General features: G+C 48.1%; 13 protein-coding genes and 1 other annotated feature (1 of these 14 cut by a window edge). Of the genes, 6 read left to right on the top strand and 7 right to left on the bottom strand.

Features of this window, described 5'->3' with window-relative positions; genetic code table 11:
- The first annotated feature begins 40 nt into the window (after nucleotides 1-40).
- The 6 genes from abc-f (at nucleotide 41) to ACV3PA_RS13815 (ending at nucleotide 8,062) form a co-directional block, all read left to right on the top strand.
- Complete coding sequence (gene abc-f / locus ACV3PA_RS13790) at nucleotides 41-1,840, top strand: ribosomal protection-like ABC-F family protein (RefSeq protein ID WP_456125083.1); 1,800 nt, start codon at nucleotides 41-43, stop codon at nucleotides 1,838-1,840.
- 195 nt (nucleotides 1,841-2,035) lie between these two features.
- On the top strand, nucleotides 2,036-3,499 hold the full coding sequence (locus ACV3PA_RS13795) for an alanine/glycine:cation symporter family protein (RefSeq protein WP_456125084.1): 1,464 nt from the start codon (nucleotides 2,036-2,038) through the stop codon (nucleotides 3,497-3,499).
- 137 nt (nucleotides 3,500-3,636) lie between these two features.
- Nucleotides 3,637-4,530: a diacylglycerol/lipid kinase family protein gene (locus ACV3PA_RS13800; protein WP_456125085.1), complete on the top strand. Its 894-nt coding sequence runs from the start codon at nucleotides 3,637-3,639 to the stop codon at nucleotides 4,528-4,530.
- 238 nt (nucleotides 4,531-4,768) lie between these two features.
- On the top strand, nucleotides 4,769-5,485 hold the full coding sequence (locus tag ACV3PA_RS13805; RefSeq protein WP_456125086.1) for a peptidoglycan DD-metalloendopeptidase family protein: 717 nt from the start codon (nucleotides 4,769-4,771) through the stop codon (nucleotides 5,483-5,485).
- 116 nt (nucleotides 5,486-5,601) lie between these two features.
- A complete protein-coding gene (locus tag ACV3PA_RS13810; RefSeq protein ID WP_053452823.1) occupies nucleotides 5,602-7,575 on the top strand; it encodes a penicillin-binding transpeptidase domain-containing protein in 1,974 nt (657 codons plus the stop codon).
- Nucleotides 7,576-7,591: 16 nt separating this feature from the next.
- A complete protein-coding gene (locus ACV3PA_RS13815) occupies nucleotides 7,592-8,062 on the top strand; it encodes a GNAT family N-acetyltransferase (protein ID WP_456125087.1) in 471 nt (156 codons plus the stop codon).
- A 53-nt stretch (nucleotides 8,063-8,115) separates the two neighbouring features.
- On the opposite strand, the gene trpA is transcribed toward ACV3PA_RS13815, so the two are convergent.
- Genes trpA through trpE form a run of 7 tightly spaced genes read right to left on the bottom strand, consistent with a single transcriptional unit; the run spans nucleotide 8,116 to nucleotide 14,401 of the window.
- Nucleotides 8,116-8,898, bottom strand: coding sequence for a tryptophan synthase subunit alpha (gene trpA / locus ACV3PA_RS13820; RefSeq protein ID WP_053452821.1), 783 nt, complete (start codon nucleotides 8,896-8,898; stop codon nucleotides 8,116-8,118).
- Complete coding sequence (trpB, locus tag ACV3PA_RS13825) at nucleotides 8,898-10,094, bottom strand: tryptophan synthase subunit beta (RefSeq protein ID WP_053452820.1); 1,197 nt, start codon at nucleotides 10,092-10,094, stop codon at nucleotides 8,898-8,900. Before trpB ends, trpA begins: the two co-directional genes overlap by 1 nt.
- Nucleotides 10,091-10,660, bottom strand: coding sequence for a phosphoribosylanthranilate isomerase (locus tag ACV3PA_RS13830; RefSeq protein ID WP_053452819.1), 570 nt, complete (start codon nucleotides 10,658-10,660; stop codon nucleotides 10,091-10,093). Before ACV3PA_RS13830 ends, trpB begins: the two co-directional genes overlap by 4 nt.
- The gene (gene trpC, locus ACV3PA_RS13835; protein WP_456125088.1) at nucleotides 10,657-11,424 is read right to left on the bottom strand and encodes an indole-3-glycerol phosphate synthase TrpC; all 768 of its coding nucleotides are present in this window, start codon (nucleotides 11,422-11,424) and stop codon (nucleotides 10,657-10,659) included. Before trpC ends, ACV3PA_RS13830 begins: the two co-directional genes overlap by 4 nt.
- Nucleotides 11,421-12,437, bottom strand: coding sequence for an anthranilate phosphoribosyltransferase (gene trpD / locus ACV3PA_RS13840; RefSeq protein ID WP_456125089.1), 1,017 nt, complete (start codon nucleotides 12,435-12,437; stop codon nucleotides 11,421-11,423). The genes trpC and trpD overlap by 4 nt, the downstream gene beginning before the upstream one ends.
- A 6-nt stretch (nucleotides 12,438-12,443) precedes the next feature.
- Nucleotides 12,444-13,010 carry an anthranilate synthase component II gene (locus ACV3PA_RS13845; protein WP_456125090.1) on the bottom strand — a complete coding sequence of 189 codons (567 nt, stop codon included), beginning with the start codon at nucleotides 13,008-13,010 and terminating at the stop codon, nucleotides 12,444-12,446.
- A complete protein-coding gene (trpE, locus tag ACV3PA_RS13850; protein WP_456125091.1) occupies nucleotides 13,007-14,401 on the bottom strand; it encodes an anthranilate synthase component I in 1,395 nt (464 codons plus the stop codon). The genes ACV3PA_RS13845 and trpE overlap by 4 nt, the downstream gene beginning before the upstream one ends.
- 52 nt (nucleotides 14,402-14,453) lie before the next feature.
- Nucleotides 14,454-14,466: a binding site (T-box leader), on the bottom strand; it runs 237 nt beyond the window's last position.

Genomic DNA, 14,466 nt, shown 5'->3' on the forward strand with positions numbered 1-14,466 from the left:
GCTCTCCTTTTTTTGATGCGCGCGAAAGGATCAATTGATTATGATGATTTGCGACATTCAACACCTGACAAAACAATTTGGAGGCGAAACGATCTTGACAGACGTTTCCCTCTTCTTAAACGAACACGACCGTGTCGGTTTGATCGGACGAAACGGTAGTGGCAAAACGACACTACTTCGCCTACTTGCTCGACTCGACCAGCCGGACGGTGGTGTCATCTATCAAAAGAGTGGTTTGACAATCGGCTACCTGGAACAACTTCCAGTTTACGCCGAAACGATGACCGGACTCGACGTCCTATGGACAGCGTTTGACGAAATCCTCTCGATTCGTTCTCGGATGCAACAGTTGGAACAATTGATGGCAACAGCACCATCCGACCTCGAGGCATTACTCGTCCGATATGCGGACGTGACGAATGCATTCGAACAAAAAGATGGGTATCTACTCGATTCGAAGATTGAGCGCATGGTGAACGGTTTACATCTCCGTCCTTTACTTACTCGCCCCTTCCATCAGTTAAGCGGCGGTGAGCAGACGAAGATTTGTCTCGGTCGTATGTTGCTGATGGAACCGAGTCTCCTCATTCTTGACGAACCCACGAACCATCTTGATTTAGCTGCCGTTGAATGGCTCGAGCAATTTTTACGCGATTATACCGGAACCGTCCTACTCGTCTCTCACGACCGAGTGTTCTTAGATGCTGTCGTTACCTCAATCGTTGAACTTGAGGATGGTGAATTGACATCTTACACGGGCAATTACAGTGCGTTCGTTGCCGAGAGAGAACGTCGTCTGCTCGAACAGTTCCATGCTTATCAAGAGCAGCAGAAAAAAATCAAGAAGATGAAAGAAGCGATTCGTCGACTTAGACAATGGGCGAACGAAGCGTCTCCACCGAGTGAAAAATTATTCCGTAAAGCAAAATCGATGGAGCGGGCGCTCGAGCGAATCGAACGGATTAAACGACCGCAACTCGAAGCTAAAACCGCTGACGTCTCCTTCACTTCTACCGATCACACGAGCCAAGTCGTCTTTCGTGCTGAAGCACTGTCTTTTGCTTACAAGACGCGACAACTTTTTGATGCGATTTCGTTTGAAATCATGGCCCAGGATCGAATTGCGATCGTTGGAACGAACGGAAGCGGAAAGTCGACATTACTATCACTACTACTTGACGAATTATCACCGGACGCGGGCACACTCACGCGTGGACCATCAAATCATGTCGGTTACTTGTCTCAACACGCCCATTTCGAAGAGGACGCTCGATTGATTGACTGGTTCAGGCAACGGATTGCCATCCCGGAAGCGGAAGCCCGCCATATTCTTGCTCGGTTTTTGTTCTTTGGACCGACTGTCTTCCGGTCTATTTTTTCACTGAGCGGCGGCGAACGTGTGCGATTGCAACTCGCCGTCCTCGTTCATTCGTCGATCAACGTATTGATTCTTGATGAGCCAACGAATCATTTGGATATTGAATCAAGAGAGACACTTGAAGAAGCACTCGAGAATTTTTCTGGAACACTGATTGCTGTCTCGCACGATCGCTATTTCTTGAATCGTCTTTTTCCGCAGATCCTTTGGCTTGAAAATGGTCTGACGCGTTATCACGGTACGTATACGTATGCCCAACAGAAGCGTACTGAGTTCGCTGCGTCTTCCCCACTCCACGTAACCCCACAAAAACCAAAACGCTTGGCACAACATGAGTTAGAAGTACAGATCGAGCGACTTGAACGAAAACTAGCCAAACGTGAGTGCTTGACTGACATGGTCTCTAAGACCATTCAAGAGAAACTCGATGACCTTTACGAACAATTGTTACAATATGGATAATCTTGCTTCACTTGACTGTCGTCCTTATTTAAGGGACGGCAGTCTTTTGTATATCTTCCCTGTGTGAGACTCCTGTTTTTTAGTTAACCTTATTAAGTTTTAAAATTTTATTTTAATTTCTTATTGCATATTGTCAGAAAATTCGTATAATTTAGCGTATAGCTTTTTATTATTCTTTGGGAGGAATACACCATCATGAACGCCATTCAGCAAGTCATTCAAGGAAGTGTCGATTACGCCAACAATATTTTAGGTGCGTACGTGCTAGTTGCCGTATTGATCGGCGGCGGGATCTACTTCACGATCCGAACTAAATTTATCCAGTTTACGTACTTAAAAGAGATGTTCCGGGTCACGCTCGATAAAAGTGAACAAACAACAGACGATAAAGGGGAAAGTATCACTTCTCTCCAGTCGTTCTTCATCGGTGCTGCGACACGGATCGGTACTGGTAACCTTGCTGGTGTCACGATTGCCGTCACACTTGGCGGACCAGGTGCTGTCTTCTGGATGTGGATGGTCGCTCTTCTCGGTGGTGCGACAGCGCTCATCGAAAGTACACTTGCTCAAGTCTATAAAGTACGCGATACGAAATCAAATGCGTACCGTGGTGGTCCTGCCTATTACATCGAAAAGGGCTTAAAAAATCGGGCTCTCGGAATCGTCTTTGCTGTCTTGATTGCCGTTACATTCGGACTTATTTTCAACTCCGTTCAATCAAACACGATCGCCGCTGCTTTTGACAATGCGTTTGGCATCAATACAGCTGTCGTCGGTGCTGTACTTGTCGTCTTGACGGGACTCGTCATTTTTGGTGGTGTTCACCGCGTCGCGAAATTCTCTGCAATCGTCGTTCCCATCATGGCAGGACTTTACTTGCTTGCTGCCCTTTATGTCGTCGTCACGAATCTCACTGAGCTTCCTGGTGTATTCGCAATGATTTTCAAGAGTGCCTTCGGGATCGAGCAAGCATTCGGTGGCTCGGTCGGTGCTGCGATTTCACTCGGTGTTAGACGTGGATTGTTCTCGAACGAAGCTGGTATGGGATCTGCTCCGAACGCCGCTGCTGCTGCTGAAGTCTCACACCCAGCAAAACAAGGTTTCTTGCAAACACTTGGTGTATTCCTTGATACGTTGATCGTCTGTACAGCAACAGCAACGATCATTCTCCTTAGTGATAGTTATGCCGCTGGAAACGGCGAAGGAATCGGCATGTTACAAAACGCACTCTCTGAACAATTCGGCGCAATCGCCCCACCGTTCATCGCACTCTGTGTCTTCTTGTTCGCATTCAGTTCGATTGTAGGTAGTTACTACTATGGTGAAACGAACATTGAGTTCATCAAACAAAGTCCGGCAGCCGTCTTCAGTTTCCGTATTGCGACAATGGGCTTCGTCTTCATCGGATCTGTTCTCAGCCTAGGTATGGTATGGAGCTTTGCCGATTTATTCATGGCAGGTATGACATTAATCAACATGACGTCAATCCTTCTCTTGAGCGGTATTGCCCTCAAAGTCATAAAAGACTACCAGGACCAACGAAAGCAGGGACTCGATCCTGTCTTCTCTGCCAAAGCACTCGGTATTGAAAACACGGAATGTTGGGATGTCGAAGAAGAAGCTCGTCCTGCTGCTGGTGAACTTCCACCGTCACAGTAAAAATTGAACCCTATTCTTTAGCACCGAGTATGCCTTTTGTGCCTACTCGGTGTTTTTTATTTGCCAAAAAGAATTTGGATTATGTTTTCACCGGACAGGGAAAAAGTCAACAGATTGTCCTGAAGGAGGAATTCAATTTGTCTCAAGCCATGCTGATCATCAACCCGTCTTCCGGTAAAGAACTTGGAAAAAAACACGCGACGCTCGCTGAAGAAACACTCGCTACTCGTTTTCAAACCGTCGACGTCCGGTTCACGGAAAAAGAACACGACGCGACAGAATTCGCACGTCACGCCGCTCAGTCTAATTACGATGCTGTCATCGCCATGGGCGGTGATGGTACAGTCAATGAAGTCATTACTGGGATCGCTGAGCAACCACATCGCCCAACTCTTGGCATCGTACCACTCGGAACAGTGAACGATTTATCACGCGCTTTACACATTCCGACTGATCCGGAAGAGGCCATTCAGATTCTAGCAGAAGCCCCTGCCCGACCGCTCGATATCGGTAAATATGATGATCACTATTTCATGAACGTCATCGCCGTTGGTCTGATCGCAGAAGCTGTCGAAGAGGTTAGCGTCGAACAAAAGACATCGCTCGGATCGGTTGCCTATTTCATTGAAGGTCTGAAAGCCTTTAAAGATCATAGTCCTTATCCAATTGAAATCGATTCTGCTGAGAAGCAGTTCGACGGAGAAGCACACTTGTTGATCATTGCTTTGACAAATTCCGTCGGCGGATTCGAATCGTTTGCTGAAGACGCGAAAGTCGATGATGGACTTTTGCACGGTTTCATTATTACGAAGCTCGGCTTCTTTGATGCGCTTCAAGCGTTACCTAAACTCATCACAGGCGGGTTATCAAAGGCTGATCAAATCGAACACTTCACGACGAAACGTGTCGAGATTCGCTCAAAAGAAGAATTGCCGATCAATGCCGATGGAGATACAGCCGGTCATGTTCCCGTAACTGTTGAAGTACTTCCGCAGCATTTAAGCGTATTCTCGCCAGACACATCAAATTAAAATTTCACTACTCTCAAGAGCTGACTTACGGTCAGCTCTTTTGCTTATTTTACCATTACAATATATGTTAATATTGCGTAATTTTGAAATACATTTGAAATATTTTTGTGTTATTGACGATGCTATAATCATCTCAGGCGAAAAATCATTCCCTAAAATAAATAAATATACATAAAATCTTACAATTTTGTAATGATCAGTTCTGTCGCTTCAGATTTTTAAGGAGGAAATACACTCAATGAAACGTTTACTTACAACAATGACAATGACAGCTTTGGTAGTTTCAGGTTTTGCGACAACGAGTGCTTCGAAAGTTGAAGCTGCAACGACGTATAAAGTAAAGGTCACGGCAGACGGGCTTCGTGTTCGTACAGGTCCATCAACGGCTTATAAAATCGTCGGTAGCGTCAATAAAGGACAAACTTTCAATTATCTTGGTGTTTCCGGTTCATGGACGAAAATTTCTTATGGCGGCGCATCACGCTATGTTTCTTCTACATATGTAAAAAAATACAGTACGACGACTTCGTCAAAAGCAACGACTGGTTTCTCGCGCCCAGCAAGTGGTCCGATCACACAAGGATACGGTGCAGCTAGCGGTGTTTACGGCTATACATTCCACAACGGCATCGATATCGGTGCTCCAACAGGTACACCTGTCTACGCATCAGCTGCAGGTAAAGTCATTACGTCTCGCTATTACGGTGCATATGGCAATCATGTCATGATGACACACACTGTTAACGGCATTCAATATACGACGGTGTATGCACACTTGAACAGTCGCTCTGTCTCAGTCGGACAAACGATTGCTAAGGGGTCAAAAATCGGTACAATTGGCGCAACAGGAAATGCGTTCGGTGCTCACCTCCACTTCGAGATGCATCGCGGGTCTTACGTCTATAGCGGAACATCTGCCGCAAACAGTGTTAATCCACTCAATTACTTCAACTAAGCTTGATTCACCGGACTTCTCGTCATGAGAAGTCCGGTTTTGTGTTTCAGATGAAATCTCCTAACAGGAGTGGTACGGTATGATTATGAGTCTAATCCATAATGGAGGCGAAGCACATGAAACGAACGATCCCCCTTCTTTTATCCGCAACGTTTGGCGTGACCTTACTTGCCGGTTGTCAAGATCAACCAACACCAGAAGAACGGCTTGATGCCTACATCAAACTTTGGGAAAAACAAGATTACGATAAGATGTATACGTATGCGAGTACGGCTACTAAAAAGGAGTACGGTAAAAAAGAATTCATCGAGCGAACGAAACAATTATCAAAATCGCTTGATATTAAAAAGTTATCCGTCGAGCGAAAAAAAGCAGAGGAAGCGACGGATGACAAAAAAGCGTCTCTTCCCGTCCAAATCTCATTTGATACGATTGCAGGATCCGTTGCTTACGATAAACAAGTTCCATTGACGTTCGAAAAACAAGGTGAGACCGAAAACTGGTTTATCGACTGGGATACTTCTTTTGTCCTAAAAGATTTTAAAAAGGAGGACAAAGTCCAACTACAAACTGTTGAAGGCAAACGTGGTGATGTACTCGATGCGAACAATAAACCACTCGCGACCTCTGGTAAAGGATATGAAGTCGGTGCGACAGCCGGGCAATTAAAAGACGTCGCAAAAGTCGCTGAATTGCTCGACCGCCCGACCTCTTCGGTCGAAGATTCCTTAAAGGCAAGTTGGGTCAAAGATGGACAATTCGTTCCGCTCAAAACGCTGACCGACGAAGCAACGATTGATAAATTGCGTAACATCTCTGGAATCAGCGTCAAAGAGACAGAAGTCCGAACGTATCCGCTAGGTAAGGCAGCGTCTCATTTGATTGGATATATCGGTTCTGCAACAGCAGACGAAATCAAAGAATCGAAAAATCAAATCAAAGCTGGCGAACAAGTCGGGAAACGTGGGCTTGAACAAGTACTTGATGATCGCTTACGTGGTAAAGCTGGTGCGACGATCACCTTGCAGAAAAAAGACGGTTCAAGCGTTACCGTTGCCGAAACGAAACCGACGGATGGCGAAGATATCGCGTTGACGATTGATGCCGCTCTTCAGAAAAAAACCTATGACACGATGCAGGATGATCCCGGAACAGCATCAGCGATTGATCCGCGGACCGGTGAAACGCGTGTCTTACTCAGTTCTCCTGGCTTTGATCCTTCTGAATTCATGTCAGGAATCTCGCAAGCGCGACTCGATGAACTGACGCAGGATCCGGATCAGCCATTGTTGAACCGATTCACGAGTGCCTTTGCACCCGGTTCGACTCAAAAACCTTTAACAGCCGCTGTCGGATTGAAGAGTGGAACACTCGATCCCGAAAAAGCCTATACGATCAACGGACTGAAGAATAAAATTGATGGCTTTAACGTCACCCGCATCCATGAGACACCGGGTCCGGTCAATCTTCATAATGCACTCGTCTATTCCGACAACATCTACTTCGCCCGTTCGACACTCGAACAAGTCGGAACAAAGGCGTTTACGTCTGGTCTCGAAGCACTCGGGTACGGCGAAAAGCTACCGTTCACGTATCCGTTACGTGCCTCACAGATCTCAAACGACGGCACGATTGCTTCTGATGGACAGCTGATGGACACGTCTTACGGACAAGGTCAGATGTTGACGAATATTCTACATTTGGCATCGATGTATGAGATTTTCCTGACGGATGGAACAATCTATCGTCCGACACTCTTACAAGAAGAAAAAACGAAGCAAGTCTTTAAGAAGGATCTACTCGATGCAGACGATGCGAAGATGATTCGCGATGATCTCTATGATGTCGTTCATAACGGTTATACGCTTCCGGCTGACATCAAGGAAGTTGATGTTGCCGGTAAGACAGGTACCGCAGAATTGAAAAAAGCAGGTGAAACCGACGGCAAAGAGAATGGCTTCTTTGTCGGCTATGATAACGACAAAAAAGATCTTCTTGTTGCCATCATGATCGAGTCAGTCGAAAAAGAAGATCGTGGTAGTCCGTATGTATCCGGACTCGTCGCCGAAGTACTCAAACAAAATCGATGATCGGAGTGATTCCGTAATGATCCGAATAAGCCGCACTTCAGACCTCCCTGCCCTGCTTACAATGACGGCTGAGACATTCGCGCATCATAAGCAGTTGTCGCCTCACTTTCACCCAGATGTAACGACACCATACACGCTGGAGTCTTTAAGTCAGATGGTAGAAACAGAACAACAACTCTGTCTGACAGCGCTCGACGGAGAAACAATCGTTGGTTACTTGTTCGGTAAGTGGACGGCACCAAAATCCGACCGGTTTACGCCCGTTCGGATTTTGAACATCACTGACGTCGGTGTCACGGATTCCCATCGTTCGTCGGGAATCGGTCGCCAGTTGATGCAGGTTGCGGAAGAAGTCGCGCTCGAACGCAAGTTTGATGCGGTTCGCTTAAGCGTTTGGGCGGTCAACGACCGGGCCGCAACGTTTTATGAGGAACTCGGGTTTGAGCCACTGTATATGAGTCTGCAAAAGCCACTCACTCAAAAATAATATTAAACTAGACACGAAAGAGCGGATGATCACTTGATCATCCGCTGTTTTTATTAATGTGAAGGAGTCGTCGCAAGGCGTGCTGCCATCAATTGTTTGATTGTCTCGCGATCGTTCTGATGGAGCAAGTCGACGATTTTACTGCCGACGATGACACCAGAAACCGGTCGACTCAATTGTTTGACGTGTTCCGGTGTACTGATTCCGAATCCGGCAAGTACTGGTACCGGGCTATGGGCTGCGACATTTGCTAAATGGTCTTCGAGCGTCGTATCAAACGTCGTTTGTCCGCCTGTTGTCCCGTTGACTGTGACCGCATAAAGGAATCCTTCGCTTTTATCCGCAATCTTTTGGATCCGCTCCATCGGACTCGTCAAGGAGACGAGTTGGACGAGCGCGATGTCTGACTTGTCTTCTTGTTCGAAGAACTGTTCGCTCTGCTCAAGTGGAAGATCGGGAATGATCAATCCGTCGACACCGACTTCGCGGCACGTCGCAAGAAACGCCGTTAAACCATACCGGAAAATCGGATTCAAGTACGTCATCAAGACGATCGGAACATCGACATTCTGACGCGCGGTCCGGACTGCATCGAGCACGTCCTTTAGTCCGACGTTCGTTTCTAAAGCACGAAGCCCTGCTTCTTGAATGACCGGACCATCGGCGACGGGATCCGAAAACGGTACGCCGACTTCAATCGCTGTCGCGCCAGACTCAGCGAGGAACGCCAGTATTTCTGGGAGTTGATCGATGCCCCCATCTCCCCCCATGACGTACGGGATGAAGGCTTTTTCGCCCTTACTTGTAACGCTACGAATCGCTGTTTCTAATCGCATCATGCTTCCCCCTTTAGTGCGTTTCGAACAGTGACGACATCTTTGTCACCGCGTCCAGATAAACAAATGACCAGAACTTCATCTTCCTTCATCTCAGCAGCGAGTTGTGTCGCATAGGCAATCGCGTGTGCTGATTCGAGTGCAGGGATAATTCCTTCCTTGCGGCTCAATAGTTGTAGTGCTTCGAGTGCTTGTTCGTCGGTCACAGCTTCGTATTTGACGCGACCGATATCTTTGAGCAGACTATGTTCCGGTCCGACACCTGGATAATCAAGTCCTGCTGAGATCGAGTGCGCTTCTTGTACTTGACCGTGTGCATCCTGTAAGAGATACATCATCGATCCGTGCAAGACTCCGACCTCTCCTTTTGTCATCGTCGCTGCGTGTTTATCCGTCTCAACACCACTTCCGGCTGCTTCGATGCCGTACAATTCCACGTCCGTATCATCGATGAACGGATGGAACATCCCGATCGCATTACTGCCACCGCCAACACAAGCAACGATTGCCTCTGGCAGACGCCCTTCTTTTTCGATGATTTGACGACGCGTCTCTTTTCCGATGACCGCTTGGAAATCACGAACAAGTTGCGGGAACGGATGTGGTCCGAGAACGGATCCCATCAAGTAGTGTGTATCGTCAACGTGTTTGACCCAGTAGCGAAGTGCCTCGTTGACGGCATCTTTAAGTGTCCGGCTTCCTTGTGTAACTGGGATAACGGTTGCTCCGAGCAACTCCATCCGGAAGACGTTCAATTCCTGGCGCCGGACGTCCTCTTCACCCATGAAGATGACACATTCGAGATCGAGTAAAGCACAAACCGTTGCTGTTGCGACACCATGTTGCCCCGCACCGGTCTCGGCAACGATTTTCCGTTTACCCATTCGCTCAGCTAGTAATGCTTGTCCGATTGTATTATTGATTTTGTGCGCACCCGTATGATTCAAGTCTTCTCGTTTCAAGTAGATTTTTGCGCCACCCACTGTTTTCGTCAAATGTTCCGCGAAATAAAGCGGTGTCTCACGCCCGACGTATTCTTTCAGTAATTCGTCCATCCGTGTTTGAAACGCTGGATCCTCCTTCACTTCTGCATATGCTTCCTCGAGTTCAATCACTGCGTGCATCAATGTTTCCGGGATATAACGACCACCATATTTACCGTATTGACCTAGTGTATCCGGTTGTGCGTAGCTCATATTTCTCTCTCCTTTACGGCATCTGCAAATGCCTGCATTTTTATAGGATCTTTCCGTCCATCCGTCTCGATACCACTTGAGACATCGACGGCGAACGGTTGATAACGTCTGATTGCTTCTCCTACGTTCCCTGCTGTCAAACCGCCAGCAATGAACAGCGGACGATTGGTTTGAATCTCTCGTGACCAGTCGAATGTCTCGCCACTTCCTGCAACCGGTGCGTCGACAAGCAGGTAATCCGCCTGTTGCTGTGCTTCTGCGATATCCGTCGCCGGGACCGCTTGAATGATTGGGACCGGTAGCTTGCCGTCCGGGATGATGCCATGAATTTGAATGAGATCCAGTTCGACTTGTTCGACGGCGTCGACCACCTGTTGATAGGTCGGGGAGACGAACACACCGACAGCTTGAATCGTGCTCGGAATGTCTCGTCTGAGACGTGCTGCCTCTTCAAGCGTGACCTGTCGTTTACTTTTGGCAAAGACGAAGCCGATGTAATCGGCGAAGCGAACTGCTGCTTCGACATGTTCTCTTTCCCGGAGACCACAGAATTTAATCCGTGTCATACGCGAACGCCACTTGCTTCTCGAATGAAGACTTGCGGATCATCTGCCCGCATCAATGTCTCACCGACGAGAATCCCGTCTGCACCAGCCGCGTGTAACTGCTGTGCTTCTTCGACCGTCTTAATCCCACTTTCACTGATGTACCGGACATTCGGTTGTTTCTGTTTCAGTAATCCGACCGATGTCTGCAAATCGACTTCGAATTTCTTTAAGTTGCGATTGTTGATACCGATGATTTGCGCATCAATCGCCTCTGCTCGAAGTAACTCTTCTTCATTATGAACTTCAACAAGAACTTCTAGCTCCTCCGCTTGTGCATATGCATGTAAATCAGCAAGCGTTTCCTGTTCGAGAGCGGCGACGATCAAGAGAATCAATCGTGCACCGTGTGCTTTGGCACGGTCAATTTGAACCCGGTCGATGATAAAATCCTTACAGAGGACGGGGATATCGACTGCTGAAGCAACTGCTGCTAAATCATCCATAGATCCTTTGAAATACGTCTCGTCCGTCAAGACGGAGATGACAGTGGCACCACTCGCTTCATATTGTTTTGCCTGTGCGACGACGTCGACGTCGAGTGCGATTGCCCCTTTAGAGGGTGAAGCCCGTTTGATTTCCGCGATGACGGATAAATCAGTACCTGCTAATCGCTGTGCGATGGACGGCTTTAATGCCTCTCGCTCAGTTCGTTCGACTCCGTTTAATTTCAATTGTAGAACTTCTGTCCGTTTCGTTTCGATGATGCGCTCTAACATATTCATCCGATTGCTTCCTCCCGAGTCATTTGTCTTAATTGATTTAATCGTTCCATCGCTCGTCCTGAGTCGATGCTATCTGCTGCTAGAGCGATTCCTTCTTCGATCGTCTTCGCCCGGTTCGCTGCAAAGAGGGCGATCCCAGCGTTCAATAGGACGGTGTCGCGATAAGCACCCTTCTCTCCACCCAGAACACGGAGTAATATCGCCGCATTCTCTTGTGCACTTCCACCGCGGATTGCTTCAAGCGGTGCTGTCTTCAGTCCGACTTCCTCTGGATGAAGACTGAAACGAATCAGTTCCCCTTCATCAAGTAAGACGAGTTGGTTCGTTCCGGCAAGGGATGCCTCGTCCATTCCGTTCGCACCGTGTAAGACAATCGCCCGCTTCCGTCCGAGTCGATGTAATGTCAACGCCATCGTCTCAAGCATATCCTCCCGGTAAATTCCTAACAGTTGTGTTTTGAGCGGAACCGGATTCGTCAACGGTCCAATCAAGTTAAAGATTGTCGGAATCCGTAGGTCGCGGCGGACTTTCATAATTTGCTTGACGCGTGGATGCATCCGTTGCGCAAACAAGAAGGCGATTCCATTCGTCTCGAGTTGCTCTGCTAAGCGTTCCGGTGTTGCATCAAGCGAAATACCGAGTGCTTCGAGCACGTCGGCACTCCCCGTCTTACTTGAGACACTCCGGTTACCGTGCTTCGCGACTTTCATTCCTGCACCTGCAAGAACGAAGGCGGCTGTCGTACTGATGTTAAACGATTGCGAACCGTCGCCACCTGTTCCACAGTTATCCATGAAATCACCGGTGACCGGAATGTCGAGTGCGACTTCGCGCATGATTGAAGCGAGTCCCGCTAGTTCTTCCGCTGTCTCCCCTTTTGCTTTTAATGCTACGAGAAAAGCAGCAATTTCGCTATCGGTCACGTCTTCTGCAAATAGTTCGCGTGCTGCCTGTTGCATCTCTTCATATCGTAAATGCTTCGCTTCCGCTAATTTTAATAATGTCTCTTTCATCGTTTGTCACTCCTTCGTCAATTCAATGAATCGTTTAATCATCTGCTGCCCTTGAGGCGTTCCGACGGATTCCGGATGAAACTGGATGCCGAATGTCGGATGTGTCTTGTGTTCGAGCGCCATGATCGTCCGGTCCTCCGTTTCTGCCGTGATGACGAGTTCCGTTGGTAAATCATTTCGCGCGACGATCAGGGAATGGTAGCGCATGACCTCTAGTGTTTCCGTCATCTCATGAAAGAGTTGACCGGTTTGTTGAATCATTGATGTCTTCCCGTGCATGATGACCGGTGCTTCGATGACACGTCCACCGAATGCTTCCCCGATTGCTTGATGCCCGAGGCAGACGCCAAGAATCGGTACTTGACCGGATAGTTGACGAATCAGATCGATGCAGATACCAGCGTCAACCGGACGACCAGGACCGGGTGAGAGAATGATACCGTCCGGCTTCATCTCACGTAGTTCTTCTATGCTGATTGCATCGTTTCGAATGACGTGGACGTCCGTATAAACCGATGCGTATTGATATAGGTTATAGGTAAAGGAATCATAGTTATCAATCAGGACGATCATTTCCAAACCTCCAGTAGTGATTTTGCTTTGTGTAATGTCTCCTGATACTCAAGGCGTGGAATCGAGTCATAGACGATACCAGCACCTGCTTGAACGGAGGCAACGCCATCTTTGATGACCATCGTCCGAATGGCGAGGGCAAAATCCATATTCCCGCGAATGTCGAAATAGCCAACAGCTCCGGCATATACTTCTCGTTTGACCTGTTCATACTGATCAATCAGTTGCATCGCTCGGATTTTCGGAGCACCGGTGACCGTTCCTGCCGGGAGACAAGAGACAAGTGCATCTGCTCCGGTCTTACCGTCTGCTAACGTACCTTCGACGACCGAGACGAGATGCATAACGTTCTTGAATCGTTCGATTTGCATGAAACGTGTCACCTCGACTGTACCAATCTGACAAATCCGTCCTAAGTCGTTGCGTCCAAGATCGACAAGCATTCGATGTTCAGCTCGTTCCTTCTCGTCGTGCAGCAACTCTTCTGCTAACCGTCCATCTTCCTCTTTCGTCTTCCCACGACGACGTGTACCGGCAATCGGATTTGTCGTCACCCTGTCTCCTTTGACTTGGACGAGACTTTCAGGAGAAGCCCCAAGTACGATTGCTTCGCCTAAGTCGATATAAAAGAGATAGGGACTCGGATTATCCTTACGGAGCTTCCGATAAAATTGGAACGGATCACCTGAGAACGTCGCATCAAGTCGTTGCGAGAGAACCAGTTGGAAGACGTCTCCTTGCCGAATATGTGTCTTCGCTTGCTCAACGAGCCCTTCAAACGTCTCTTGATCCATCAATGGTTCATAGATGACATCCCGGAGTGGTCGCTCGATATCCGTTCGTTCTCGCGGTTGCTCGAGTTGCGCTTTTCGTTCTGCCAAACGTTGACGTAAGACGTCACGATCGGTGATGCCACCAAGTGACGTTTGAATCAAATGAACACGATGCTCGAGATGATCGAACAGGATGATTTGGTCGTAGACTGCGAGCAGCGCGTCCGGTAGTTGGCGCGTTCGCTCCGGCACCGCTCCGAGCGTCTCATACGCCCGCATCATGTCGTATCCGACATATCCGATCCCGCCTGCTAAAAACGGTAGGTCTTCTTCGACACCCTTGCGGAGGATCATCTGTTGCATCAGTCGCACTGGATCACCCGTTTCCTGCGTCTGTTGTCCTGTCGTTAACTGCTCCCGCGTTACCGTTCGCCCTTCTGCGCGGATCATTTCTACCGGATCGACACCGATGATTGAATACCGTCCATGATCCGTATGGGCAGAGCTTTCAAGTAAACATTTCTGTGTTCCACTCAGTTGTTGGAAAATCATGATCGGCGTCATCTCATCGCCATTTAGTTCAAGTTGTTCAATGATAAGTGTGTCTGTCTGAACCATCCCTGTTCGCCTCCTGGAATATAAAAAAAGTCCCCCACACAGCGTATGCTGTATGGAGGACGATT

The sequence above is a fragment of the Exiguobacterium sp. EA-TM-5 genome (genome assembly GCF_053878415.1).